Origin of the sequence: Paenibacillus sp. P36 (assembly GCF_045866505.1) — a bacterium.
GTDB classification, from domain to species: domain Bacteria; phylum Bacillota; class Bacilli; order Paenibacillales; family NBRC-103111; genus Paenibacillus_E; species Paenibacillus_E chondroitinus.
This window is the reverse complement of record NZ_AP038372.1, coordinates 5,509,887-5,535,979: the sequence shown is the minus strand read 5'-3', so window position 1 is coordinate 5,535,979 and position 26,093 is coordinate 5,509,887. Positions and strand designations below refer to the sequence as shown.

The following is a 26,093-nucleotide window of genomic DNA, read 5'->3' as shown; positions in this document are numbered from 1 at the left end:
ATTTTGATGTAATTAGCCGTTTGCGACATTATAAGGGAACTGTGGGTCACTATTTTAAGGTTTTTGGATAAAATGGGGCGAATTCGCTGGAATAGAACCCTGTAGTTCCGTTTCCGCTGCCAAATCGCCTGTTTGCCAGAGAATAGCGTCTTGTAGTTCCGTTAAATGTAAGTAACGTTGTCGCCGTATTCAAGCGTATGCCGGTCTTAATCATATTTATCATCGTCAATTCGGAGGACATTATCCATGATCAATTCGGCTTCCGTCTCAAAGTTGAGGTGGAGCGGCGCGGGGAGGATGTCCAGGATGTCCTGCACCATCTCCAAATTCATCAGATCGTCGATGGATTGCGGCCGCGGCTCTAATGCTTGAACCCATTCACGGAAAACATCGATGAATAGGTAAAAAGAGGACTGGAATTGGTCCGCGACCGCTTCCTGCTCATCGTTACGCGAGGCAGACATGGCGTTCCAGTTGTCGATAGTTGTTTGCAGGGCTTCTTTAACGGTTGGGTTCATGGGATCTCCTTTGATAACCTGTTGATTTTGCTGGGTGTGAGGCGTAAGAGTACGCGGTGATATTTTACATTGTCGCGGAGTGCGGCAGTGAACCCTGCGCGTATGTAACGATGTATCTCGGCGTTACATATGCCTCACGCCAAAGCTTGCGTAGATGAACGAATGAGCAGCTCCGAAGGCAGGATCATCTTCCGATGCTCCAGCGTTGCTTCACCTTCAATGCGCTCAATGAGCAGCTGCATGCCCAACGCGCCGAATTGATAGGCCGGTTGTGAAGCTACGGTCAGAAAAGGGTTTAAGGCATCGGTAGGACCGAAACCATCGAAGCAAACGACCGAGAGATCGCTGGGAACCTGCAGGCCGCGCTTTCGCAGGGCTTGAATGACGCCAATGGCCAGCATGTTGTTGGCTGCAAAAATGGCGGTAGGCGGATTCTCGTGATGGATCAGCGCATCAAGTGCCGATTCATCCTGAAAATCCCGAAAGTTCCGGTGAATCACGAGCGAATCCTCGACAGCAAGCCCACTGAGTAGATGTGCTTCGCGATAGCCTGTATACCGTAGACGAGCGGTAGATACATCAGGGGAGCCGTTAATCATGGCGATCCGGCGATGCCCGAGCTCAATCAAGTGCTCTACGAGCTTTCTTGCGCCCTCTTTACTGTCCCCAAGCACGAGATCCGCTTCAATGCCCGGAATTTCACGGTCGAGTACGACGAAAGGAATGTTATGTTTTTGCAGCTGCAGCAAATTCTCGAGCGAGTGATCCCCGGTAGGGGCGAACAGGACGCCGTCCACACGGGTAGACAACATCATATCGACATAACCTTTCTCCTTGGCGTAGTCCTCATCGCTATTTGCGAACAACAGCCGGTAACCGGCCCGAAGTGCGGCATCCTCAGCCCCGCGGGCGAGTGTTGTATAAAACGGGTTCGTAATATCTGTTATGAGCAGTGACAGAATTTTCGTCTTTTGAAGGACGAGGCTGCGGGCCATCGAGTTTGGAATATAATGAAGTTCTTCCATAACCTTCTTCACACGCTTACGCGTGGCTTCGCTGATGCGGCCCGTGTTATTGATAACTCGGGAAACGGTCATGGCGGAAACACCGGCTTTTTCAGCGATATCATAAATTGTAATCAAATAGCGTCACCTTTTCATTCATGTATTTGTCTATTGTATAGAAATTAAAGATTGACAGCAAGGTTTAAAGTTGATAATTTTGAGTTATCGATAACACACATTTTTAGAGGAGGGCTTGAATATGCTAAAAGGAATACCGCCCATTTTGTCACCTGAGTTATTGAAGGTGTTGATGGAGATGGGCCATGGCGATGAGATTATTTTTGCGGATGGAAACTTTCCGGCAGCAAGCCATGCGAATCGTCTGCTTCGCTGCGACGGCCATGGCGTTCCGGAATTGTTGGAAGCGGTTTTATCGTTGTTCCCTCTGGATACATACAGTGAACAACCGGTAGCTTTAATGGCCGTTGTCCCCGGTGATCAAGTGGAAACGCCGATCTGGGGCGTATACGAAGAAATCATTCAAAAGCACATGAAACCGGAGATTGAATATGTTGAGCGCTTTGCTTTTTATGAAAGAGCCAAGAAGGCTTATGCCATTGTAGCAACAAGCGAGAAAGCTTTATACGCCAATGTTATTTTGAAAAAAGGTGTCATTAGCTCGTAATTTGAATTATCGATAACTCTAAAAGTTGACGTGCGATAGAACCTTGTAAATCTCAATAACCCATTACTGAGGAGGTTAAAAACATGGCAAACAGCAATCACAGATGGAACCAGGATTTCCCGAAGATCGGGATCAGACCAGCGATTGACGGCAGAAGAAAAGGGATTCGCGAATCTCTGGAAGAAATAACGATGAACATGGCCAAAGCCGTAGCTGCACTATTAAGCGAAACTTTGAAATATCCAAATGGCGAACCTGTTGAGTGTGTCATTGCGGACACTTGCATTGGCGGGGTAGCGGAAGCGGCAGCCGCAGCCAACAAATTCTCGAAATCCGGCGTAGGCGTGTCCATTACGGTTACTCCTTGTTGGTGCTACGGAACAGAAACAATGGATATGGATCCGTCCACACCGAAAGCGATCTGGGGCTTTAACGGTACAGAGCGTCCCGGCGCTGTTTATTTGGCGGCAGTTTTGTCCGGTCACGCACAAAAAGGGATTCCTGCCTTCGGTATTTACGGGAAAGATGTGCAGGATGCCGGTTCAGCGGACATTCCTCAAGACGTTCAGGAGAAATTGCTCCGTTTTTCTAAGGCCGGTCTTGCAGCCGCTTACATGAAAGGCAAATCCTACTTGGCGATTGGCTCTGTTTCCATGGGGATTGCGGGTTCGATCGTGAATGAGGAGTTATTTCAGAACTACCTGGGTATGCGCAACGAGTATGTCGATATGTCGGAGCTGGTCCGCCGCATAGAGGAGGAAATTTTTGATCCGGAAGAGTACCAATTGGCGCTAAACTGGGTCAAAGAGAATTGTGCAGAAGGGCCGGATAATAATCCAGCCGCCATCCAAACAACACGTGAAAGAAAAGATCAAGACTGGGAGACCGTTGTGAAAATGTCCATGATCGTCAGGGACTTAATGATAGGCAATCCGCGCCTGGCTGATCTTGAATTTGGAGAAGAAGCGCTTGGTCACAACGCGATCCTTTCCGGCTTCCAGGGCCAACGCCACTGGACGGATCACTTCCCGAACGGCGACTTCATGGAAGCGATCTTGAACACATCCTTTGACTGGAACGGCAAACGTGCGCCTTATTTGGTTGCTACGGAAAACGACAGCCTTAATGGGGTTGCGATGCTTTTCGGTAATCTTTTGACGAACACGGCACAAATTTTTGCAGATGTAAGAACATACTGGAGTCCTGACTCCGTTAGACGGGTGACAGGGCACACATTAAGCGGTGCGGCCAAAGACGGCATTCTTCACTTAATCAACTCGGGTCCAGCAGCACTCGACGGTACAGGTGAGCAAACGCGTGACGGTCAGCCTGCCATGAAACCTTATTGGGAAATTACCGATGAAGAAGTGGGCAAATGTCTGAAAGCGACATCTTGGCGCCCGGCTTCCCTCGAATATTTCCGCGGAGGCGGGTACTCGTCAGACTTCCTTACCAAAGGCGGAATGCCAGTAACGATGTCCCGAATCAACCTTGTGAAAGGCTTGGGACCTGTCCTGCAATTGGCCGAAGGTTATTCCGTGGATCTGCCTGAAGATGTTCATAAGACATTAGATGATCGTACGGATTCAACGTGGCCGACAACTTGGTTTGCTCCGATTTTGACAGGTGAAGGGTCATTCACGGATGTGTACTCGGTTATGGATAACTGGGGTTCGAACCACGGTTCCATCAGTTACGGCCACATCGGCGCAGATTTGATCACGCTAGCGGCAATGTTGAGAATTCCGGTTTCCATGCATAACGTGGCCAAAGAGCAAGTTTTCCGCCCGCGTGTTTGGAGCAATTTCGGAACGTCCGATCCGGAAGGTGCGGATTTCAGGGCTTGCAGCACTTTTGGTCCTTTGTACAAGTAGGAGGTAATGAGGTTCCGCCTCGTTAGTGCACTTAGTACACACCCTTAGAAAATGCTGGTCGTCGATTTCGGGGCCAGTAGCAGAAAACCCGTTCTCATCGGTATTTGATGGGGGCGGGTTTATTGGTGTTTGGGGAGAGACTGGGCGTCTGCAGCTGGGCTTAGCCAATGGGGATGTTTGAGAGTGGCAATTGGGCCTCTCATTTGTTTATGCTAGTTTAAGAGCGAGCTATGCGCGACTTTCGGCGGGGTTAAGTGTGTGAGCGCTGATGAAATCAGCGCTCAAGTAATACATCTTGAGGTGTGCAGCCTCAAGAAAAGAGCTAAGGTTGGCTTCGAAGCCACCTTAGAGGAACTACAAGCCGCTATTTCGCAGAAAAGCGGCGATAGAGCTGTTGATGGGGAACTACAGGGCACTATTTCAAGGTTTTGGGCGGAATATCCGCCGAAAACCTTGAAATAACGCCCCACAGTTCCCCTTCCTTATAAAAAAGGCGCATTTCGCAGAAATAGCGCCCTGTAGTTCCCATCTGCGGCTGGGCACAGCCGACAGAGATATTAGAGGGGCAGCAATCGCCCCCTCAATTGTTTATGTTAGTTTAAGAGCGAGCTATGCGCGACTTTCGGCGGGGTTAAGTGTGTGAGCGCTGATGAAATCAGCGTTCTAGTGATGCGTCGTGAAGGAATGAGAAATGGTGATGAGCGATAAATAGTGTTTAATTGTAGATTGCTTCTGCTGGTGATTCATCGTGGAGGAGTGAGAATTGGTGATAAGTGTTGAATGGTATTTAGTTGTAGATTGCTTGTGCTAATGCTACGTAGTGGTAGGATCAGTGATGGTGATGAGCGATAAATGAGAAATGGTGTTTCGTTGTGGATTGCTAGTGCTAGTGCTGCATTGGTGTTTCGATGTGAAGTGAAGCGAAGCAATGTAATGGTTATACTAGCGCGACGGCTGCATGCACAATTCATTGGAGCTCATCTAATGGAGACTAAAGTGGTGTATAAGGTGTATAAGTATGAAGACGTAGAAGCAGCAGTCAACACCAAGTAGAACAAAAAGGGAATGGATATGGGGTGGAAAAGCGTAGCGCCCGTATTTGAAATCGTGTTCAAACCATAAAATTAAATTCAAAAGAAACACGATTTCAAGAAACGGTTGGAACCCCATATCCAATTCCCTCCCCGTGCTCAAACGTAAGGGTTTATGGCAATTATATTCCCGTACTAGGTTTCCGTACTCAGATTCCCGCACTTTGGTTTCGAGTACTCAGACTCCCGAGGGTTTATGGCAAGTTGCACATAGTTACATCCGACACAATAAACGTAATAAAAACCATAGGAAAGCCAATTGTTGTACAATAAAATGAAGAGGATGCATGAAAAGAATACCGAGGTGAACTATGGTAAATATTTTAGTTGTCGATGATGAGCCTATGATCTGTAAAGGTGTTGCAACCATTTTGAAGCAGTCCAAGCTGGATATTGGCGAGGTTTTTATTGCATATAACGGGTTTGAGGCGCTCGATTTCATCCATTTGGAGAAAATTGATCTCGTGTTTACCGACATTCAGATGGAAAAGATGAACGGTATTGAATTAATTGAAAATATATTCATGGAGGATCCATCGATCCCGATTGTCATTTTATCCGCTCATGGCGAGTTTGAATACGCCCAGAAGGCGATTCGTTTCGGAGCCAAGGAATATTTGGTGAAGCCGATTACGCCGCCGCACCTGATTGCAGTAACAGCGAAGCTGCTTAAGGAGAAGGAAGAACGGCAGCAGCATTTTTCCAATTGGGAAGGCAATCGAACGCTGGCGGACATTACGACGCTGGAAATGAACTATTATTTGAGCGAGATTGTCACGGGAACCGTCCATGAATCTGAAGTGCCCGATATTAGGGAGAAGCTCGGGAGTCGTGCGTCTGGCACCCATTACAGCATGCTGGTGATCAAGTTATTTTTGAACCGGGGCGGCATTAGAGATGAGGAGATTGCGACGCTGAAGGACCGTAGTCTTCTGAAGTACGCCGCTTTGAATATTATTGAAGAGACCGCCAGCCAGTGGAGCCATCTTGTTTTTAACACGCATTATTCCACGTTTTCTTTGTTGATGCAAATTCCTGAGGAAGAGAAACAAGGAACGCTCAGTATTAATCAGATGCTGATGGTCGCTCAAATGATTCATGCGAATTTGCAAAAATATGTGAATGTCAAATGCCAAATCGGCATCAGCCGTATTCAGGAAGGCATCATCAAGTGGCCGGTCATCTACAAAGAAGCGATGGAGAGCTTGACGTGGGGAGAGACCCAGAAGGACCATTATATGTTTTACATAGAGGATATCGGGAAAACGACGAATGAGCAGAATTTAACGAACACGCAAGTGGACGAGGCGAATAATCGCATTGTTTTTGAGACGAAAACGTATATTGAGCATCATTTTTGCGATAAAGGGCTGAAGCTGCAGGACATCGCAGACAGTGTGCATTTGAGCCCCAATTACTTGAGTTATTTGTTTAAAAGAGTGATGGGCCAGGGGATTTGGGATTATGTGACCCAACTGCGTATGGAAAAAGGGAAGCAGCTGATTCTCACAACAGATAAACGCCGATATGAGATTTCGGAGGAAATCGGGTACGAATCGCCGGAGCATTTTAGCAAAATATTTAAAAAGCATTTCGGGGTGAATATTTCGGAGATCAAAATGGCGGGACCGTAATATGCGACATGATTAGCGTAACAAGGCACATCGCAAGGCTGCCGGGGTACCCCTTATAATCGGAATTGTAGCAGCAAACGTAACTAACATGATTTTGAAAGGGGAACCAAATATGAGAGGTAAGAAGACATCCGCAATTACGGCGATTGCCCTGACGGTCTTTTTGGCAGGATGCGGCACATCATCCACAACAACGAGCGCGCCAAGCGCGAGTCCTGCCGCAACGGGAGCAACCAACGCTTCCACGGCAACGCCTGCTGCCAAAAAGGTGACCATCACCGCCCAAGGCTTCAAGCCGGACCAAAAAGAGAAAAACGATCAACTGGATCAGCGGATCGCCCGTTTTAAAGCGAAAAATCCGAACGTTGAGTTTAAGAAAGACGACTGGCAGTACAATCCGCTTGAAATTGGGATCAAAATGGCTTCGAACAGCGCTCCGACCGAATACACAACGTATGCAACGGAAGGCAAGGTGCTCGTAGATAAGAAATGGGTAGCGGACATTACCGATTCCATGAACGCCTGGGAGCATTCGAAAGACATGAATGATCTTCTCTCTAAACCGTTCGTTGTGAATGGCAAAACGTATGGAGTGCCGATCGACGGCTACGTCATGACGATTACCTTGAACAAGAAATTGTTCAAAGAGAAAGGCGTCGAACTTCCGCCAATGGATTGGACGTGGGATGACCTTCTTGCAGCTGCGAGAAAAATCAACGATCCGGCCAAAGGTATTGCTGGTTTTATTCCAATGGGCAAAGGTCCGGAAGCGGGCTGGAACTGGACGAATTTCCTCTATGCAGCGGGCGGAGATGTGCAAAAGCTCGATGGCGGCAAAGTCGTAGGAATCTTCAATTCCGACGCTGGTTTGAAAGCGCTTGAATTTTATAAAAAGCTGAAAGATGAAAACTTGATTCCGCAAAACTGGGCACTCGGTTACGGGGATGCATTAAGCGCATTCTCTCAAGGACGCGGCGCTATGGTTATGTGCGGAAGCGGAAATGCAGCAGATGCTGCGATTAATGAAGGCGGTATCTCCAAAGAGGATATGGTGGTATATCCGATGCCGGCGCTTACCAAAGGCGGCAAACATACGGGCGTTCTCGGCGGCAACTACCGAGTGATCAATCCGAAAAGCGACAAAGATCAGCAGACGGTGGCTTTCAAATGGATTACGGATGAGTACTTCACGGACGATTTCTTGAACTCCACGAAAAAAGAGATCGAGGACCGTAAAACGAAAAACCGTGTCTACATTCCGCAGCCGATCAACTACTGGAAAGATTCCTCCGATTTCGGCAAGAAATACACGGACTTATTAGCTAAATATGACAACGTCTTCAAATACGATCCGCAGCTGCTCAGCCTCTGGGACGGCAAGCCGGAAGCCCAATACGAAGCGCAAAAGTATTACACAGAGATGGCCAATGTGATCCAAAAAGTGTTCACAACCAAAGATGTAGATTTGAAAAAGGCTCTAACAGATGCGTCGAATAAAGTGCAAACGGAAGTCTTTGATAAAGTGAAAGTCGAATAGCGACCGGAACAATCGGATCTAAGCTGCCTTTGCGGTTTAGGTCCGATTTCATAAGGAGTGTTGGAGATGGATGCAGAACTAAGTGTACAGCCTGTCGCAGCGGCAAGCACCGCTAAGAAGAAGATCAATTGGTATTTGTGGGGAACGTTATTCATCATCCCGGAGATTGTGCTGTTTATAATTTTCTTGTGGGTGCCGATTATAAAAGGGATTTTCTACAGCTTTTACAATATTGATTTTGTGGATGGCAATCATTTTATTGGCCTTGCAAATTATCTTCGTATTTTTCAGGATGAGCTTCTGCTGATATCTGTCAAAAATACCTTGTATTATATGGGGCTGGGTATCGTGATCGGCTTCTGGGTCCCACCGCTTGTTGCGATCGCAGTCACGGAATTGAAGTGGTTTCAGGGAGGAGCGCGCATTATCGGATATTTGCCCAGTGCGATTCCCGCTATCGTTCTATACGGCATGTGGCAGTGGTTTTATGATGCAGTAGGTCCGATCAACTCTTTTTTGCAAACATTGGGGCTTCCACAGCTGCAATTCTTCAGCCCTAAGCTCGCTATGGGTTCCATCGTTCTGCTGGAAACGTGGCAAAGCTTCGGGGCGGCTACACTCATCTATATCGCCGCTATCGTAGGAATTCCAAGGGACATCTACGAAGCTGCGGAGATTGACGGGGCGAGCGTGTGGCAGCGAATCCTCTACATCACCTTGCCCAGTATCCGAACACTGATGCTGCTCCTGCTGCTTCTGCAGGTGATTACAACGTCACAGGGCTTCCAAGCGCAGTTATCCATGACCGATGGCGGACCGAACAATGCGACGTTAACGTATCTGCTGTGGCTCAATCATACGGCATTCCGGGATCTTGATTTTGGCAAAGCAAGCGCGATGGGCAGCTTAATGTTTTTTGTCTTAATCCTGTTGTCTGTGTTATACAATCTGCTGCAGCGTAGAGGTGAGAAGGCATGAAGCAAGAAGAACGCGGCATTATTTCCAGATTTGATATGAAAAAAGGCACGGTACGCACGGGCTACACCATTATGGTGGTGTTGATGCTTTTGATGGGTGTAACGATGCTATACCCGTTTTTCAATACATTTTTTGGCTCATTAAAAACGCGGGAGGAATTTTTCGCTTTCCCTCCGACTTTCTTCCCAAAGAGCTGGGTTTGGACCAACTATAAGGATGCTTTTACCGGATTCGATCTGCCCTTGTTGACATTTCTCAAAAATACCGTGTTCATCTATGTCGGCAATGTGATCGTTTCCCTGCTGTTGATCGGATTAGCGGCATATGCGCTGTCGCACTTAAAAGTTCCGTTTAAACGATGGGTGACGCTGTTTTTCTTTTCCACGCTCCTCATCCCGCCGGCCACGTACGTTGTGCCTAACTTGCTCAATTTGAAAAGCCTCGGTATGCTGAATACCTACTGGGCGTTCTGGCTGCCGGCTGCGGCAAATGCGTATTTCATGCTGCTGCTCAAAAACTTTTTTGACGGCATTCACAAAGAGATTCTGGAAGCGGCGAGGATAGATGGCGCAACCGAATTCAGCTCCTTCATCCGGATTGCTGTTCCGCTTTCAACACCGATTATCGGTACCCTGTTGATGTTAATCTTTTCGGCGACTTGGAACGATTTCTACTGGCCTAGTCTCGTGATGTCGGAGAGAGGGATGTATCCCCTGGCTACCGGGATTTATCTGTATGTCGTTTACTCGACATCGGTGATTCCGTGGAGTGTGCGCTTTGCGGTGCTGACGATGGCGATGCTGCCGCCTGTGGTGTTTTTCCTCGTTTTTCAAAAATTTATTATTCGTGGCATTTCAGTTTCCGGTGTAAAAGGATAAGCGAATAACGTCCATCAGAAACTATTTCTGGTGGCGTTTTCTTTTGCTTAAAGGAGAATGTCTCTGAGATCGCGAAACTAGGTGAAAGCAAGGGATATCGGGAGTATGACCTGATGAAACGGCTGGAAAGGAAGGGGAAATCAGTATGCGAAAAATGCTGCGTAATATGAATCTGATGAAAAAGCTGATCGTCCTGCTCATCTTATTCGTTGTCATCCCGATATTGGTTTTGGATTTGGTTGTCGCCAAAAAGCTGGAGTCCATTACAGAGGAGCAGGTGGGCAACGCCTTGCTGCAATTAGTGCGGGGCAGCCACTTAACGTTGGATCGGGAAAGCAGCGATTTCGAGGAAAAGACGGAAAAAATCATGATCTCTCAGGAGATTCAACAGCTTGCCAGTATCCCTTCCTCATCGGAATATGAGCGATTTGAAATCTTCAAGACGCTTGATAAATATTTGAGCAATTATTCAACGAATGCGATTCGTTATTCCATGTTCTTTTCAGACACCGATAAGCAATATTCCTTCGTGCCGAATTCGGATATTTTAAACAATGGGATCTTTTATGCGACGGATTTGAATGCGCTCTCTTGGTATAAATCGGTGAGTCAAGCAAAGGGGAAAGGGGTTCTTCGTGTCATTGATAAGTTCGGCTATAATCCGAATAACGTGAAAACGGTTGCTTATTTACGGCAGCTCAACAGCATTTATAACGGAGAGACGGTCATCGGTTACTTGCTTGTGTCGGGCATTGAAACGCCTTTGCAGCAGGATTTTTCGCCCTTTGATAAATATGCGGATGGGCAAGTCATGTTGCTGGACCAAGAAAATACGGTGCTTGCCTCCAACACTGAGAAATTCGAGATCGGCTCTACAGTGCCTGCGGCTGCGGATAAAGTGGAGGGTGTCTATAAGCTGAAGGAAGCCGGCGTGGAGTACATGCATGTGCTGCATACTAGTGAGGCTACGAACACGAAACTACTCATGAGGGTGCCGGTTCAATCGATCATTATTGATCATATTAGTGTGCAGCGCCTCGTGGATTGGATTATGTTTATTTACTTCTTGATTTTATTTTTGGCCAGCATCTACTTTATTCAATCGATTTTGAAGCCGATTTCGAGGCTGGCGCGTATCACCAATTCCTATCATCCAGGCAGGCCGCTGGCCATCTCCATGCATTCGGAGAGTAAAAATGAGATCGTGCTGCTCAGCAATCATTTTATCCGGATGACCGACCGTTTGAATCAGACGATTTATGATCAATATGAGCTGGAGTTAAAACATAAGGAAATCGAATTATCGATTCTTCATACGCAAATTAATCCGCATCTCCTGTACAACACGCTGGAGTCTGTGTACTGGCATACGTTTATGGAAGGCGCCACGGAATCCGCTGAAATGATCAAGGACTTATCGCTTATTATGCGAATTGGGTTAAGTAAAGGAAAGCTGCTGATTCCGGTTATGGAGGAAATGAATCATGCAGAGGCATACGTCCGCTTGCAATTGTTCCGTTATGAGTACGCTTTTCAGGTGCATTGGGACATTGAGGAGGAGGCCAAAAAGTATCTCGTACCAAAGGTCATCCTGCAGCCAATTATTGAGAATGCCATCCTGCACGGTATCAAGCATATGAGTCAAGACGGGGAGCTGTGGATCACGGTGCGCGTGCGGGGTGGTCTCGTCATGATCAGCGTGGAAGATAACGGTTACCGGCAGGTGGATATCGAGATGCTGAATGCGATTTTAAAAGGCAAAGAAAATAATCGTGGGTTCGGTATTATTAATGTTCAGAAGCGGATTCAGCTGCATTTTGGGAGCAGTTACGGCTTGCGCTACAGCCACAGAGAGGATCAAGGCGTACGTGCCTTGATTGAGATTCCGGCTGTTCTTGATGAGAATGAATGGAAGCAGCCTCCGGCCTGAGGCTTGGGAACTACTGCGTGAGGAGTAGTCCTGGCTCGTTACAAATGCAGTCGTCCAACCCTCCCGCGTCAGGGAACTACAGGCCTCTATTTCCTGGAAAAAGAAGGCCTAGCGATTGCGACGGGGACTAGCGTCCGCTATTTGACCATTTCCACCTGGAAAACGTGCCAAGGAGGCGAAATAAAGCCCTGTAGTTCCGCTCGGGAGGAAATAGGTTGAATTCCTCGAGAATAGCGGACACCAGTTCCCTTCGAGTGAAACCTAAGCGGAAATTAACGCTAGATGATCTGAAATTTATCACACAAAAAGAACCCAGCGGTATAAAATACCACTAGGTTCTTTCGCGTGAGGCTATGTTTAAGTTTAGTTTTGCGGTAAACCAAACTCGCTATTCGTTGATGTATTGGGATCAGTAATATCCACATATTGATCGACCGTGTCCAGGACCTGACTCAACTGCCAGCGGCTAAAAATAACATGGTCTGAAGAGATAGCATTATAGGTGCTTTCTTCTTTACTAATCTTAAAGCCTCGGTAATTCTCATAAATGGTTCTCATTCTGATCTCTCCCTCGCTTTGATGTATATCTTAAACTATCATCAATCGCAGATTTTTGGTAGAGGTGTAAATTGATAGATATTGTCAATTCTTGGCTTATTTCATGTAAATATCATGAATTGCTTCTATTTTGCTGCCTATAGAGGGTTGGGGGCATCCCGATTTGCTTCTTAAACGCTTTAGAAAAGCTAAATAAATCAGGATAGCCAACGGAATTTGCAATTTCGGAAAGTGTGTATGCCGTTTGCTCCAGTAGCAGTTTGGCTTCATTCATTTTCAAGGTTTGGAGGTACTCCATCGGGGTGACCCCGTACGTTTTGCCGAATTGTTTGGTAAAATGTGTTCTTTCTACGCCAACATGATCCGATACCCGCTGTACCGTGATTCCTTCGGCGTAATGGATTTGCATATAGGAGAGGCCCATTTGCAGCCAGGTAACGGAGCGATTTTCGTGATTGGCCGCGGGCCTGTGCATACCTGATAATGAATCAAAAACACGATACAGATGATTCAGCCTCGTCAGATCTGTTGCTTGGCGTTCTCCTTCGCTGACTGCGCTTATGAAGTCCCACATCAGGCTGAGAGCTTGCTCGGTTGCAGCGCCCGAGAGATGAGGCGAGTGAGGGCTCAGCCCGATTCGTTCCAACAAATGAAGCGACTGCTTCCCGTCAAAAGCCACGAAAATTTTACGCAGCGGATTGCTCGCGACGGTCACATACTCATGCGTCACCTGTGGAAATAAACAAAACATATCTCCTTTGCCTAGTAGGAAAGTCTGATTGTTTTGATAAAATGTCCCTTGGCCGTCCAGCACGAAAATCAAATAATAATAGGGCGTCGTCCTGGGACCGATATGATAATTGGATTTTGCGATATTATGGCCGATGCGAATGGGCCACACATTGCCTGCTTTTTCAAATTCGGAAGGGGTAAAATAGTAAATCTCCAAATACTCATGATGATCTTCACGCATGTTTTTCCTCATTGACTACACCTCTTTTTCACATGCCCAGCCCAATGAACTTTCATGAAGTAAGCAGAATGACAACTCCATCATAAGACTAAAAACCACAAATTGACAAGTTGAAAATAACACGAAATGACATTGACCACGCCCGTGGTTCGTTGTTATGATACAAATACATTCTATTCCTACCTATTTTGTAGGATTTTGACCAGACAACTGGAAATAACAAAAATAAAAATAACATCAAGTCGACAGGAGAGCCTGAGATGACACTTCATAAAGAGATTGAGTTTGGTTGGTTTTTACCGACATCCGGTGATGGTAAGTATGTTGGGGTAGCCCCGGAGCGGGAAGCTACGTTAGATTATTTAATTGATGTCGCCCAAACGGCAGAACGATCCGGATTTGAATTTGTGCTAATTCCAACCGGAGGAGCTTGCTTGGACGCTTGGGTTGTAGGCTCTGCGGTGATGAGCCAAACGACGACTTTGCGGCCGTTAGTTGCCGTACGTCCCGGACTCGTCGCTCCTGTACTGGCAGCGCGGATGGGAGCGGCATTGGATGTGCTTTCCGGAGGGCGGGCCATGATCAATGTTGTAACCGGCTCGTCCGTGCAGGATTTGGAAGAATTAGGGGATCCATTAGCACATGCCCATGATGAAAGATACGAGCGTGCTAGAGAGTATGTAGAGGTTATGCAGCAAGCTTGGACGCAAACCGATGTCCTCGCGGCTTCCGAGTTTGCGGATGCATCGAAGAATGAAAAGATGAAAGAAAGCCAGCTTTACCAAGGGAAGTATTATCAATTCAATCGTCCCGTTTCTTCTCCGTTAACGGTTCAAAAGCCGCATCCGCCTTTTTACCTAGGAGGAAGCTCGCCTGCTGCCAAGCGATTGGCGGTTGAAGTGGCCGACACGTATCTGATGTGGGGCGAACCTCATGATTGGATTCGTGAACAGATCAGTGAGATCGAAACGGTTCGGGCCGAGTATACGGCAGAAACAGGAGTGGACCGTCCTCTTCGTTACGGACTGAGAGCGCAAGTGCTCGTTCGTGAAACGGAAGAAGAGGCTTGGGCAGCAGCTTGGGAGAGCATCTCCAAGGTGTCGCCAGAAGCGATTGCGAAAGCGCAAGCGTCGTTTGCCAAAACAGATGCGACCAATCAGCAGCGTCAGAACGATTTGAGGGAGCTTTCGAAGGACCAGCAATTCGTCGTAGGACCCAATTTGTGGACGGGTTTATCCCTTGTCCGCTCCGGTGGTGCAATCCTCCTTGTCGGCACAGCCGATCAGGTTGCGGATCGATTGGTTGAATACGCCGAATTAGGCGTCTCGTCGTTCATCCTTTCCGGGTACCCTCATCTGGAGGAGGCAGAAACATTTGGTCAAGCTGCACTTCCGTTATTCCGTGAGAAATGGCAATTGAAACTGCAAGAGGCCGGAGTGCCATCTAACGCATAAAGCAAGCAGCATCGTAACGAAACAATTAATCAGGAGGTCTTTCCATGAAAAAACATAAAAGAAAGAGCGGGTTCCTCGTTGCAACGATCACATTGCTGTCCATCCTTACGGCAGCATGCGGATCGAATACAGACACCGCTTCTACACCAGGCGCATCTACCGGAGCAGGCGCGACCGCTGCTGCTTCAGGCAAACCTGTAACGATTAGCTTCCTGCATTGGCGCGGAGAAGACGTGAACTCCTTGAACGGCATTATTGCCAAATTCCAAGCCGAGAATCCAAACATTAAGGTCGAGATGCAAACGATGCCCTCGGAGCAGTATCAATCCACTGCACAAGCCAAGCTGGCAGACGGTTCTGTAGGTGACGTGTTCACAACGTTCCCTGGCGCGCAGTTCGAAGCGTTATCCAAAGCTGGTATTTTCACGGATTTGTCTTCTGAAAAATTCCTTAGCAATTTTAATGATACCCTTATTCAAGTAGGCAAAAAAGACGGTAAACAAGTGGCAGTCCCTTACCAGCTGGTTTACAACGATCCGATTTATAATGTCAAACTGTTCCAAAAGTTTAATCTGACTCCTCCGAAGGACTGGGAAGGCTTTCTGGCTTTATGCGAAACGTTGAAAAAGAACGGCATTATTCCCATTGCTTTTGCAGGTGCGGATATTGGCCCGGGGCAATTTATGAATACGATGGTGATGAACAATGAACCAAGCGCCGACATTTTCACCAAAGTTGAAGCGGGTCAAGCGAAATTAACCGACGAGTTCTGGGTCAAAACCTTAACGCAATTCAAGGAGCTTAACGACAAAGGTTATCTCCAGCCTGATGCGTTGGGCACAAAGGATGCGGCAGCAGGGGCTCTTTTTATCCAAGAAAAAGCAGCCATTCTGGCCAGCGGATCCTATCAATTAGCGCAAAACAAAAAGCAAAATCCGAACTTGGAGCAAAAATTGCTCGCTCCGATCACGGTTGCTGCTGACCAGGCAAAATATGAAGGTGTCCACACAAGTACGTTTATGCTAGCCGTGAATAGCAAATCCAAGCATCCGGCTGAAGCCAAGAAATTCATTGAATTTTTGAGCCGTAAGGAGATTGCGGGTACGTATGCGAATGAAACGGGGCAAAATGTAACAGTCAAAGACGTTCAGTACACATCGCCTGAGCTTCAGGTAGCGACAGAGTGGGCAGGAAAGAAAACACTCTTCCAGCCGCGCTTCAGCATCACGAATGCTGATAATCAGAAGGCGGTAACGAATTCGATCCAGGCTGTGCTCAGCGGTAAATCGCCTCAGGATGCTGCGAAAGAAGCGCAGGCTATTATCGATCAGCATCTAGTCAAATAAGATGACCCATAATCGCCGTGTGTTATGGCTGTTCCTTCTGCCGGGAACGCTGCTGTACTTGTTTTTATTCGTAGGGCCGACATTAACCGGATTGTTTTACTCGTTTACAGATTGGGACGGCGTATCGCCGTCCTATCAGCTTGTCGGGTTGAACAATTATGCCAAAACGCTGCATAACATCGTCTTCCAGAAAGCGCTCTGGAACAATACGAAATTCATGCTGACGGTTGTGATCGTGCAAACGCTGGTGTCCTTGGCACTAGCCATGCTGCTCGTGAAAAATAGTAAGATACACGTGCTCCTGCGCGCGCTTTACTTTTTCCCGACCATCCTCTCGTCAGTGGCGGTGGGGTTGATTTGGTCGTTTATGTACGATCCTTCCTTGGGATTGATTAATACCTTGCTCAACCAAACAGGGCTTGGGGCATGGGGCCAAAATTGGATTGGCGGCGTCAAAATCGCGCTCTACGCCATAGCCGGCGTTCAAGTCTGGGCGCATGCCGGGCAAATGATGATTGTATTTATTGCTGGCTTACACGCGATTCCGGAAGAGTTATATGAGGCGGCGAAAATAGATGGGGGCACCAGGTGGCAAGTGTTCCGCAAAGTAACCTGGCCGTTGTTGGCTCCGTCAGCGACGATTGTTGTTGCTTATACGACGATTCAGTCGTTTAAAGCTTTCGATCTAATCTTTACCATGACGGACGGCGGCCCCAACTATGCGACCGAAATTTTGACCACTTACATTTATCACACGGCTTTTGCTAACTACTCGTTTGGCATGGCTTCAGCAGGTTCTGTTTTGTTCCTTATTTTGTTGTCTATTTTGACGGTCCTGCAGTTCAAAGCGCTGCGTGCAGATCGTGTTTCGTATTAATCCAAAAGAGGTTGACCAATATGGGAATGAAATGGTTTGGTCGCGTTGTGCTGCTGCTGTATGCAGTCATTATTGCAGCGCCTTTATATTTTGTATTTATTTCGTCGATTAAGTCGACGCAGCATTTTTTTGCTTCACCGCTGGGTTGGCCGAAGCCGTTCACAGTGTCTAACTTTACGTCCATGTTCAAAGGCCAGACGATTATCAAGTATTTTTGGAATAGTGTAGAAGTGACGTTAGGCACGGTATTGATTGAGCTGCTGCTGGGCAGCTTGATCGCCTATGCGATTTTTCGATTGGGTGGCAGACTCGCAACGATATTGTTTGCTTTGTTCCTTGCAGGACTCATCGTCCCGTCTCAGGTGAACATGCTGCCCATCTATTCGCTCACGCACAAACTTGGCTGGTCGGACAGCTTATACGGCTTAATACTTGTATCTGTTGCCATGCTGATGCCTTTGACAGTCTTCATGCTGAAAGGTTTCATGCAGGTATTGAGCAAAGAAATTCTGGAAGCCGGCAGCATCGATGGGGCCGGCGAGTGGACATTGTACTCGCGCATTGCCCTGCCTTTGTCGGCGCCTTCACTGGCCGCTACGGCAACCTTTTTGTTCGTCATGGTATGGAATGACCTGCTCATTCCGATGCTGCTCATCAACAGTAAGTCGAAGCTCACGCTTCCACTTGCTATGCTGCAGTTTCGAGGGGAATACGTGACGGATTACCCGATGTTGTTAACGGGTGTAGTGATTACGGCGGCGCCGATGGTTGTGTTGTTTTTGTTCCTGCAGCGTTATTTTGTAGCTGGCGTGATGGCGGGGTCATTGAAGGGGTAAGTAGATGGCAACCGTTAGTTTTCGCCTAGCCCAGGCTGTGCAGTTGAAAGAGATGCGGGCTGTCATTGGAGGAAATCCAACGAGAAGAGAAGATATGAGGTGCTTGAGTCATTTTCGTTGGAGTAAATCCAATGGCAGTCCGATATTTAAGCCAAATAGCACGTTTTTTCCCGAGGCCATTGGAATTCGTCCACGAGAAGGCAATATTTCGCCCTGAAAAGGGTGTTCATCTTGGATTTCATCCAATGAGAACTCAAAGGCACAGATTTTTCATATCAGTTTGGAGCCAGTCAAAGCATGATGCTTGACTGTTTTTTGCTATTCTGTGCTTTCTTATGTTACAGTTAGAAGTGAGGTGATCGACGATGTTTAAATTGGGTATTTTGGACCAATCACAAATAGGGGAAGGCCGCACCGCGGCAAGTGCGCTGGCCGAAACGACGGAGTTGGCGCAAGAAGCGGATAAATTAGGGTATTCGCGGTATTGGGTTTCGGAGCACCATGCGTCACAAGCGCTTGCGCACTCAAGTCCGGAGGTGCTTATTGCACATTTGGCTGCCAAAACGAATCGCATCCGGTTAGGATCTGGCGGCATCATGCTGCCTCATTACAGTGCTTATAAGGTGGCGGAGAACTTCCGGTTGCTGGAGGCCCTTCATCCGGGGCGGATTGATGTTGGTCTTGGCCGCGCACCAGGCGGAATGCCGATATCCACGCGCGCTCTGCAAGAGGGGAAATATACTAGCGTAGATCAATACCCGCAGCAAGTTGCTGATCTAACGGGCTATTTATATGACTCGCTGCCGCAGAGCCACCGTTTTGCGGCTCTGCATGCCTCGCCAATCATTGAGACAGCCCCGGAAATTTGGCTGTTAGGTTCTTCCTATGACAGTGCCCGAATAGCAGCTGATCAAGGGGCTGCTTTTGGTTTTGCGCAATTTTTTGGCAATGCAGATTGCGAGCAGGCTTTGCGGATTTATCGTGAGAACTTTAAACCGTCGATTCTGAATGAGCGAGCACACTCGCTTGCAGCGATTATGGTGATTTGCGCGGATACGGAAGAAGAGGCCAAACGTCTGGCTTCGAGCTCGGATTTATTTTTCCTCTCCCTAGGCCGTGGCGCACTGCTACCATCGTTTCCTTCGGCTGAGACAGCAACAAATTATCCTTATACACCGGGGGATCTGGCCCTGATCCAAGACCGCCAACATAAGCGGATCGTGGGTACACCAGAGCAAGTGAAAGCCCAAATGATCAAACTTAATGAAGCATATCAAGCAGATGAATTAATGGTGGTTTCACCCATTCATGATGTGGCAGCGAGAATCCATTCCTACAGGCTTTTAGCTGAAGTATTTGGCATGCAGGGCTGATCTTGTTAAGTACCTCTGGGCGTAATCCGCTAATAAAAATTTGCGTTTTTCTGCTCTTGCCCTTACACTTAAACAAAAAATGGAGTGGTGAGATGAGCAAGAACAGAGTTTGGAATAAAGGTAAGCGCAATGGGGGCGGCGGACCGGCACCTGGAACGGGTTATAAAGAGAAGTTGGCCGAGGCTGCGAGAGCAGAAGGTAAAAATCCGGAGATTGACTACAATAATCCGATTAATCAAGTGCGGCCAATGAAACGCGACAATTGGGTCGAACGGCCTGTTCGCGTCGTACGGGAGCAACCTAAAACATAAATAAAAAACCTATTCGATCTTCTGAAGATCGGAATAGGTTTTTTTAGTTTGTTTTAAGACATAAGACTTCTAACATAATGGAAGGCATCGTTCATCGTTTCATCGGTAAGCTGCTCTAATGAGATGTCAACGCCCGGCTTTGCACGATGAAGCTTTTCCAGAAATGATTTGGTTTGGAAAATGCCTTCGCCCGAACGGACAGACTTCAGATTGCCGTCTTGTACGATAACATCCTTCAGATGTGCCAGAACAATGCGATCACCGAAAGCTGCAAATGCCTCATCCAGGAATGCCTCTTGTGCATGAATGGCCGTTGGAGGAAGCAAATTTACGGGATCAAAGACCACTCCTAAATTGCTCGATGGGACTTCTTCCAGAATACGCACCATTTTCTCCGTACTGGATAATGTGTGTGTGAATACGGGCTCAAGACCAATATGAACACCCCAACGCTCCGCTTCTTCCGCTAATTCCTCAACGGTTTGTTTAAAAAGTTCCCAACCGATGGCTTCATAACGCTCGGGATCCTGCGTGAGATAAGTCGTCAAATCCGCCGTTTCCGTTGCCACGATGGACGTTCCGAGATCTCTGGCATAACGCAGATGCTCCTTAAATCTGTTGATCTCATGGCGACGCTGCTGTGGATCTGGATGAATCGGATTGATGTAGCAGCCGAGTACGCCGATACGGATACCAGCGCGCTGGAACTGTTCGCCAATATGATTGGCGAGTCCAGGGCTGAGCTTTCCCAAACTTGTGTCGATATCGCTGATGGCTTTGCTTAGAGCCAACTGCACGAAGTCAACGCCTCGGCCGCGCAGTTTCTCTGTTAATTGATTCAGTGGAAGATGACCGACAGTGTGAGCTAGCGTCCCGATGCCCATCTATCTCGCCATCCATCCGCCGTCCACGCATAATACGTGTCCGTTCATATAATCCGAAGCATTGGAGGACAAGAACACAACAGGTCCTTTGAGATCTTCAGGGGAGCCCCAACGGCCAGCAGGAATACGCTCTGTAATCGATTGTGTGCGCTTCTCATCTTTCAGGATTGGCGCGGTATTGTTTGTTGTCATATAGCCAGGTGCGATGGCATTGACTTGAATGCCTTTGCCGGCCCATTCGTTCGCTAATGCTTTCGTAACACCTGCAATCGCATGTTTACTAGCTGTGTAGCCAGGCACGTTAATGCCGCCTTGATAAGTCAGCATAGAAGCAATGTTGACGATTTTACCGCTGCCGCGCTCGATCATGTGACGGCCGATCAGCTGGCACAGGAAGAATGCGGAGTTCAAGTTAAGGTCGATGACATCGTGCCAGTCTTCACGGGAATGGTCAACAGCCGGTGTACGACGAATGATTCCCGCGTTGTTCACAAGAATATCGATGCCGCCATAAATGCCGACAGCTCGGTTGACGACATCCTCCAGGATGTCTTCGTTGCTTAAATCAGCTGCGATCAGCTCCGCTTTACCGCCTAATACGCGAATCGCTTCAACGGTTTGCACGCTTTCGGAAGAAGAGACAGCAATAACGTTGGCGCCTGCTTCAGCAAGCCCGATGGCCATTGCTTGACCCAGACCGCCGGAAGCTCCGGTTACGAAAGCTGTTTTTCCTGCTAAGTTAAAAAGTGTCATGAAACATACTCCTTTTCACTAATGAGTGACGATTTGGATGCCTGCATCACGGTATTGTTTGGCCGTTTCTGCGGGCAGGTTACTGTCGGTAATAATCAGGGCAACCTCTGACAAAGAAGCAAAAGTGCGCAGGGCGCATTGGCCGAACTTGTAGTGATCGGCAACGCCATAGACGGCTGCGCTGGATGCAATCAATGCACGTTTGTAGTCGGCGTGATCGCTCGTATAAATCGTAAAGCCGTGCTGCAGATGAACGCCGGTTGCAGAAATGAACGATTTCTGAATGTTCAGCGAGCTCACATAAGCAACGGCTTCAGGCCCGGCAAGCATATTCCGCGTTCGGTACCCGCCAGGAACAACAAGCCGGATTTCTTCCTTATGAACAAGCTCGGAAATAATGTATAAATCATTGGTCACGACAGTAAGCGGCTGATTGTCCAGCCGCCTAGCAATCTCAAGAGTTGTGCTGCCGCCGTCGAGGGCAATGATGTCTCGAGGCTGAATGTAGCGAAGGGCAATCGTCGCGATTTCCGATTTTTGATCGGCATGTTTGACGATCGGCTCCTTCGCCGAAAGAATGCCAAGCTGATCGCTTTGAGCGAGCATAGCGCCGCCATGAATGCGGACGAGCAGCCCTTTTTCCTCCAGCTTGGCCAAATCTTCACGAATTGTTTTACCTGTTACGTCCAGTCGTTCACTAAGTTCGTTAACCGTGACTTCTTTCTGAGCCAGGAGTATTTCCATTATGGTTTCGTATCTGCGTAAAGGGTTCATCGATGATCATCACTTTCCAAAAGAGAGATTACCGATTATTTTAAATCTTTCATAGCCACGGCGTCCATATCGTCGAACATTTGATTTTCGCCAGCCATGCCCCAGATGAATGTATAGTTATTAGTGCCTACGCCGCTGTGAATGGACCAGCTTGGGGAAATGATCGCTTGCTCATTGCGCATAACTACGTGACGCGTTTGTTGCGGCTCGCCCATCATGTGGAAAACAACCGCATCTTCCGGCATGTCGAAGTAGAAGTAAACTTCAGAACGGCGGTTATGTGTGTGTGAAGGCATTGTGTTCCACATGTTACCCGGTTTAAGAAGGGTCATACCCATAACTAGTTGACAGCTTTGAATGCCATCCAAGTGGATATATTTGTAGATTGTACGCTCATTGGATGTATTGATGCTGCCCAGATGTGCTGGAGTCGCTTCGCTAATTGCCGCTTTTACCGTTGGGTATGTTTTGTGAGCAGGTGTTGAGTTGAAGTAATATTTAGCCGGATCAGCCGCATTTTCGCTGGCAAAAGTGATGTCTTTCGAACCTAGTCCGATGTAGATGCAATCTTTGGAATCCATGTTGTAAACGGTACCGTCAACCGTAATCGTCCCGCGTCCGCCAACGTTAATGATACCGATTTCGCGACGTTCCAAGAAATAATCAGCCGCCATTTCTTTCTTATCGGCTTGCAGCTGCAGGGAACCTGTAATCGGAAGAACACCGCCGATGATAAAACGGTCAACGTGGGAGTAAACTAGTTTAATCTCGTTAGGAACAAACAAAGCGTTGATTTGAAACTCGGATTGCAAGCGCTCTGTGTCAAATTGTTTAACTTCATTCGGGTGTGATGCGTAACGGATATCCATGTGATAATCGCTCCTTGGTTTGGTTTATTTGTGTTGATATGGGTTCATATAGGTTTAATTTACTCCAATCAGCCAGATTAAGCAAGTGTTTTCGGAGGAGGTTACAAATCGTTCCATTGAAGTGAATAAAGGAGCAAGATTAAGGAAAAAACAACCCTACAGGAGGTTATGTCTATGGATAAAAGTCATTATTTCGACCACGTCTGCAACGATACGATCCCGACCAAGCCGGAGGAAGAAAGTACGACGCCAACCGATTTGGTCAGTGACGCGGTCGAGGAAATTATGGACAATATCAAAAGCGCCTTCTCGACGAACGAGCGGGATTAAGAAAAAGAACGAAGCAGGTTGCTGCTTCGTTCTTTTTTTGGTTCACGGTGGGGAGGCTTGCCTCTCTCAAACACACTTTGCGGCTGAGCCGCAGAGGGGAACTACAGGGCGCTATTTCTGCGAAAAGCGCCTTTTTTATAAGGAAGGGGAACTACGGTCCGCTATTTCAAGGTATTTGGCGGAAATCCCGCCTAAAACTGTGAAATAGAGCCCTGTAGTTCCCCAGCAACAATACTATCGCCGCTTTTCTGCGAAATAGCGGCTTGTCGTTCCTCTAAGGTGGCGGTATCAGCGACCTTAGCTCTTTTCTTGAGGTTGCACGCCTCCAGTATGCTTAACTTGAGCGCTCATTTCATCAGCGCGCACACGCTCAACCCCTCCAAAAGTCGCACATTGTTCGCTCTTAAACTAGCATAAACAACAGAGGGGGCAATTGCCCCTCTCAAACACCCCTTGCGGCTAAGCCCAGCCGCAGATGGGAACTACAGGGCGCTATTTCTACGAAATGCGCCTTTTTTATAAGGAAGGGGAACTACGGTCCGCTATTTCAAGGTATTTGGCGGAAATTCCGCCTGAAACATTGAAATAGAGCCCTGTAGTTCCCCAGCACAATACTATCGCCACTTTTCTGCGAAATAGCGGCTTGTAGTTCCTCTAAGGTGGCGGTGTCAGCCACCTTAGCGCTCTTCTTGAGGCTGCACGCCTCCACAAGCTCAACCCAGGTCTCCTCACTTCTCGTCGTTCCTTATCCTGCCTTCTCACTTCTCCTCGTTTCCTCATCCGCCTCCTTCACCCTCCGCTAGACATCCGCCACTGCAAAGGCGTCATCCCAATGATGCGCTTAAAAACGGTGGCAAAATGCTGGGAGGAGGCGTAGCCAAGCGAATTTGCGATCTCGGTAATGGTCGCGCTGCTCTCTGCGAGCAAGCTGCAAGCTTTTTTGATGCGCATCCGTTCGATATAACTCATGGGAGGCAGTCCCGTGTACGACTGAAAAGTCCGAAAAAAGTGGGAGGGACTGACCCGGACCATGCCCGCCAATTCTTCCACATCCGGCCGCCATTCAGGCTCATCCTCGATGCGGCGGAGCAGCAGGTCGAATTGGCTGGCCAGGTCGTCCGCAAGCGAAAACATACGCTCATTCGCCTGCACGATGGCAAGTAGCAGCCCCATAACCGCTTGGCGTACGGCGGTAGAACGCATCGGGCTGTTGCTGTTTATTGCATCGCCTAGCTGCCTGAAGCCTTGAATGGCTTGCAGGCCGATATGGCGAACTCGCGGGAGCATCTGCAAAGCGCTAGCGATGTTTTCGCTTTCTCCCAAAGGGAGTCGGAGCCAATCTTCCGTATGGGGAGGCGTGACGATGAACCACCAAAACCGACTCGGTTCTATGACATTGAAACCACCGCGATGCAGCTCGCCAGGGCAAGTGTGAAAGACATCGCCAGCTTTGGTTTCATAGACTTGTCCGTCCAGCTCCCAGCTCGCTTTCCCGCGTTCTACCAGTACAAATTCATAGCCGTCATGTTGATGGTAGGAGAGGGGGAGCGCCGATTTGATTTCATCGAAGCCGAAAAGGACCAACTCCGGAACATCAGGAATCGATGCTTGTAACTCGGCATCATAGGTCCAGCGGGGACTTTGTTTGGCAACCACAGGCAAGCCTCCTTTTTCGAACATGTTCTTATTTATCTTCTATGTTTCTCATACTACTCAGCAGGTCTATGAACGTCAATAACCCGCAGAACCCGTATGATGAAAGCAAGACGAAGAAGGAGGCATGTTACTATGACTATGCAAGCAGAAAGAACTTACAAAATTACTACGCAGGATAAGGAAATATTCGATCGGGACGGCTATTGGATTTCACCGAAATTGCTGGATGATGGACAGATTGAACGACTTCGTGAGGCGCACGAACGCATTTGGAGCGGTAATTATGATGGGGACGGGCTGCCGATGAACCATTATCGGCCAACTTCCAACCCGGACGCCTTGCGCAAGCTGGACAACGGTTGGTGGATTAATGATGAGGTTCGCCGCACCGTCACGGATCCGTTGATCGGGGAGCTGGCGGCAGACTTGCTGCAAACAGATGAAGTTCGACTGTGGCATGATCAGGTCATCTATAAGCCGGGTGTCGGTGACAAAGTGACGGCGGTAGGCAATGTGGGTTGGCATCAGGATTATGGCTACTGGCAGTGTTCCAGCAATCCCAACATGGTGACTGTCTGGATTGCTCTTCAGGACACGGACCTGACCAATGGCGGGATGAAGACGATCGTCGGTTCGCATAAATGGGGGCTGATTCCGGATAGCGACACGTTCTTCAATCCCAACATGGAAGAGCTTAGGGACAAATACGCCGCCGGGCGTGATTGGGTGGAAGAGCCCTGCATTTTGAAGGCAGGGCAGGCTAGCTTTCATCACGGACTAACGTTCCACGGGTCCGGTGCGAATACAACGGCGGAGCCTCGTTTGTCAATCGTAGCGCACTTGATGCCGGGTGGCACAAGCTATCGAGCAGGCGTTCAGCGGCATGACAATATCCGACTGTTGGGGCCGCGCCCGCAGCAGGGGCAGCTTTTTGCGAACGACTATTTTCCGGTTTTGTTCCAAAGATAAG

Annotated in this window: 25 protein-coding genes; 16 read left to right on the top strand and 9 right to left on the bottom strand. The window is 48.1% G+C overall.

Annotated features, from left to right (window positions below; all coding sequences use genetic code 11):
• Positions 1 to 206: 206 nt before the first annotated feature.
• Together ACKTT9_RS25045 and ACKTT9_RS25040 are read right to left on the bottom strand one after the other, a co-directional pair.
• Positions 207 to 518, bottom strand: coding sequence for a hypothetical protein (locus ACKTT9_RS25045; RefSeq protein ID WP_407868025.1), 312 nt, complete (start codon positions 516 to 518; stop codon positions 207 to 209).
• A gap of 134 nt (positions 519 to 652) precedes the next feature.
• The gene (locus tag ACKTT9_RS25040) at positions 653 to 1,660 is read right to left on the bottom strand and encodes a LacI family DNA-binding transcriptional regulator (protein ID WP_407868024.1); all 1,008 of its coding nucleotides are present in this window, start codon (positions 1,658 to 1,660) and stop codon (positions 653 to 655) included.
• 121 nt (positions 1,661 to 1,781) lie between these two features.
• On the opposite strand from ACKTT9_RS25040, the gene fucU reads away from it, so the two are divergent.
• The 8 genes from fucU to ACKTT9_RS25000 all read left to right on the top strand — a co-directional run bounded on the left by fucU (position 1,782) and on the right by ACKTT9_RS25000 (position 12,129).
• A complete protein-coding gene (fucU, locus tag ACKTT9_RS25035; protein ID WP_127450032.1) occupies positions 1,782 to 2,207 on the top strand; it encodes an L-fucose mutarotase in 426 nt (141 codons plus the stop codon).
• Between the two features lie 83 nt (positions 2,208 to 2,290).
• Complete coding sequence (locus ACKTT9_RS25030; RefSeq protein ID WP_407868023.1) at positions 2,291 to 4,081, top strand: L-fucose isomerase; 1,791 nt, start codon at positions 2,291 to 2,293, stop codon at positions 4,079 to 4,081.
• Positions 4,082 to 4,339: 258 nt separating this feature from the next.
• A complete protein-coding gene (locus ACKTT9_RS25025) occupies positions 4,340 to 4,543 on the top strand; it encodes a hypothetical protein (RefSeq protein WP_407868022.1) in 204 nt (67 codons plus the stop codon).
• A 940-nt stretch (positions 4,544 to 5,483) separates the two neighbouring features.
• A complete protein-coding gene (locus tag ACKTT9_RS25020) occupies positions 5,484 to 6,806 on the top strand; it encodes a response regulator (protein ID WP_407868021.1) in 1,323 nt (440 codons plus the stop codon).
• A 112-nt stretch (positions 6,807 to 6,918) separates the two neighbouring features.
• Positions 6,919 to 8,343, top strand: coding sequence for an ABC transporter substrate-binding protein (locus tag ACKTT9_RS25015; RefSeq protein ID WP_127450025.1), 1,425 nt, complete (start codon positions 6,919 to 6,921; stop codon positions 8,341 to 8,343).
• Positions 8,344 to 8,409: 66 nt separating this feature from the next.
• Entirely contained in the window at positions 8,410 to 9,321 is a 912-nt protein-coding gene (locus ACKTT9_RS25010) for a carbohydrate ABC transporter permease (protein ID WP_407868020.1), read from the top strand.
• On the top strand, positions 9,318 to 10,199 hold the full coding sequence (locus tag ACKTT9_RS25005; RefSeq protein ID WP_407868019.1) for a carbohydrate ABC transporter permease: 882 nt from the start codon (positions 9,318 to 9,320) through the stop codon (positions 10,197 to 10,199). The genes ACKTT9_RS25010 and ACKTT9_RS25005 overlap by 4 nt, the downstream gene beginning before the upstream one ends.
• A gap of 145 nt (positions 10,200 to 10,344) precedes the next feature.
• A complete protein-coding gene (locus ACKTT9_RS25000; RefSeq protein ID WP_407868018.1) occupies positions 10,345 to 12,129 on the top strand; it encodes a sensor histidine kinase in 1,785 nt (594 codons plus the stop codon).
• 363 nt (positions 12,130 to 12,492) lie between these two features.
• Here the strand turns inward: ACKTT9_RS25000 and ACKTT9_RS24995 are convergent, their stop codons facing one another.
• Both ACKTT9_RS24995 and ACKTT9_RS24990 read right to left on the bottom strand, forming a co-directional pair.
• Entirely contained in the window at positions 12,493 to 12,687 is a 195-nt protein-coding gene (locus ACKTT9_RS24995) for a hypothetical protein (RefSeq protein WP_407868017.1), read from the bottom strand.
• A 112-nt stretch (positions 12,688 to 12,799) separates the two neighbouring features.
• The gene (locus tag ACKTT9_RS24990; protein WP_407868016.1) at positions 12,800 to 13,672 is read right to left on the bottom strand and encodes an AraC family transcriptional regulator; all 873 of its coding nucleotides are present in this window, start codon (positions 13,670 to 13,672) and stop codon (positions 12,800 to 12,802) included.
• A gap of 248 nt (positions 13,673 to 13,920) precedes the next feature.
• Here ACKTT9_RS24990 and ACKTT9_RS24985 point away from each other — a divergent pair, with 248 nt between their 5' ends.
• The 6 genes from ACKTT9_RS24985 (at position 13,921) to ACKTT9_RS24960 (ending at position 19,857) form a co-directional block, all read left to right on the top strand.
• Complete coding sequence (locus ACKTT9_RS24985; RefSeq protein ID WP_407868015.1) at positions 13,921 to 15,114, top strand: LLM class flavin-dependent oxidoreductase; 1,194 nt, start codon at positions 13,921 to 13,923, stop codon at positions 15,112 to 15,114.
• A gap of 44 nt (positions 15,115 to 15,158) precedes the next feature.
• The gene (locus tag ACKTT9_RS24980) at positions 15,159 to 16,460 is read left to right on the top strand and encodes an ABC transporter substrate-binding protein (protein ID WP_407868014.1); all 1,302 of its coding nucleotides are present in this window, start codon (positions 15,159 to 15,161) and stop codon (positions 16,458 to 16,460) included.
• Position 16,461: 1 nt separating this feature from the next.
• Positions 16,462 to 17,337 (top strand): carbohydrate ABC transporter permease, encoded by an 876-nt coding sequence (locus tag ACKTT9_RS24975; protein WP_407868013.1) that lies wholly within the window; start codon positions 16,462 to 16,464, stop codon positions 17,335 to 17,337.
• A gap of 20 nt (positions 17,338 to 17,357) precedes the next feature.
• Positions 17,358 to 18,173: a carbohydrate ABC transporter permease gene (locus tag ACKTT9_RS24970; RefSeq protein ID WP_407868012.1), complete on the top strand. Its 816-nt coding sequence runs from the start codon at positions 17,358 to 17,360 to the stop codon at positions 18,171 to 18,173.
• Between the two features lie 365 nt (positions 18,174 to 18,538).
• Entirely contained in the window at positions 18,539 to 19,546 is a 1,008-nt protein-coding gene (locus tag ACKTT9_RS24965) for an LLM class flavin-dependent oxidoreductase (protein ID WP_407868011.1), read from the top strand.
• A gap of 92 nt (positions 19,547 to 19,638) precedes the next feature.
• A complete protein-coding gene (locus ACKTT9_RS24960) occupies positions 19,639 to 19,857 on the top strand; it encodes a hypothetical protein (RefSeq protein ID WP_315952367.1) in 219 nt (72 codons plus the stop codon).
• Positions 19,858 to 19,910: 53 nt separating this feature from the next.
• Here ACKTT9_RS24960 and ACKTT9_RS24955 read toward each other — a convergent pair whose 3' ends face one another.
• The 4 genes from ACKTT9_RS24955 to kduI are packed head-to-tail and all read right to left on the bottom strand — an operon-like array spanning position 19,911 to position 23,137.
• Positions 19,911 to 20,741 (bottom strand): sugar phosphate isomerase/epimerase family protein, encoded by an 831-nt coding sequence (locus ACKTT9_RS24955; RefSeq protein ID WP_407868010.1) that lies wholly within the window; start codon positions 20,739 to 20,741, stop codon positions 19,911 to 19,913.
• Positions 20,742 to 21,494, bottom strand: a complete 753-nt coding sequence (gene kduD, locus ACKTT9_RS24950) for a 2-dehydro-3-deoxy-D-gluconate 5-dehydrogenase KduD (RefSeq protein WP_407868009.1) — start codon at positions 21,492 to 21,494, stop codon at positions 20,742 to 20,744.
• A gap of 18 nt (positions 21,495 to 21,512) precedes the next feature.
• On the bottom strand, positions 21,513 to 22,268 hold the full coding sequence (locus tag ACKTT9_RS24945; protein WP_315952363.1) for a DeoR/GlpR family DNA-binding transcription regulator: 756 nt from the start codon (positions 22,266 to 22,268) through the stop codon (positions 21,513 to 21,515).
• A gap of 35 nt (positions 22,269 to 22,303) precedes the next feature.
• Positions 22,304 to 23,137: a 5-dehydro-4-deoxy-D-glucuronate isomerase gene (gene kduI / locus ACKTT9_RS24940; RefSeq protein ID WP_127449997.1), complete on the bottom strand. Its 834-nt coding sequence runs from the start codon at positions 23,135 to 23,137 to the stop codon at positions 22,304 to 22,306.
• 174 nt (positions 23,138 to 23,311) lie between these two features.
• Here kduI and ACKTT9_RS24935 point away from each other — a divergent pair, with 174 nt between their 5' ends.
• Complete coding sequence (locus ACKTT9_RS24935; RefSeq protein ID WP_315952360.1) at positions 23,312 to 23,467, top strand: hypothetical protein; 156 nt, start codon at positions 23,312 to 23,314, stop codon at positions 23,465 to 23,467.
• A gap of 789 nt (positions 23,468 to 24,256) precedes the next feature.
• Here ACKTT9_RS24935 and ACKTT9_RS24930 read toward each other — a convergent pair.
• Positions 24,257 to 25,123 carry an AraC family transcriptional regulator gene (locus ACKTT9_RS24930; RefSeq protein WP_407868008.1) on the bottom strand — a complete coding sequence of 289 codons (867 nt, stop codon included), beginning with the start codon at positions 25,121 to 25,123 and terminating at the stop codon, positions 24,257 to 24,259.
• Positions 25,124 to 25,255: 132 nt separating this feature from the next.
• On the opposite strand from ACKTT9_RS24930, the gene ACKTT9_RS24925 reads away from it, so the two are divergent.
• Entirely contained in the window at positions 25,256 to 26,092 is an 837-nt protein-coding gene (locus ACKTT9_RS24925; protein ID WP_407868007.1) for a phytanoyl-CoA dioxygenase family protein, read from the top strand.
• Position 26,093: the final 1 nt, after the last annotated feature.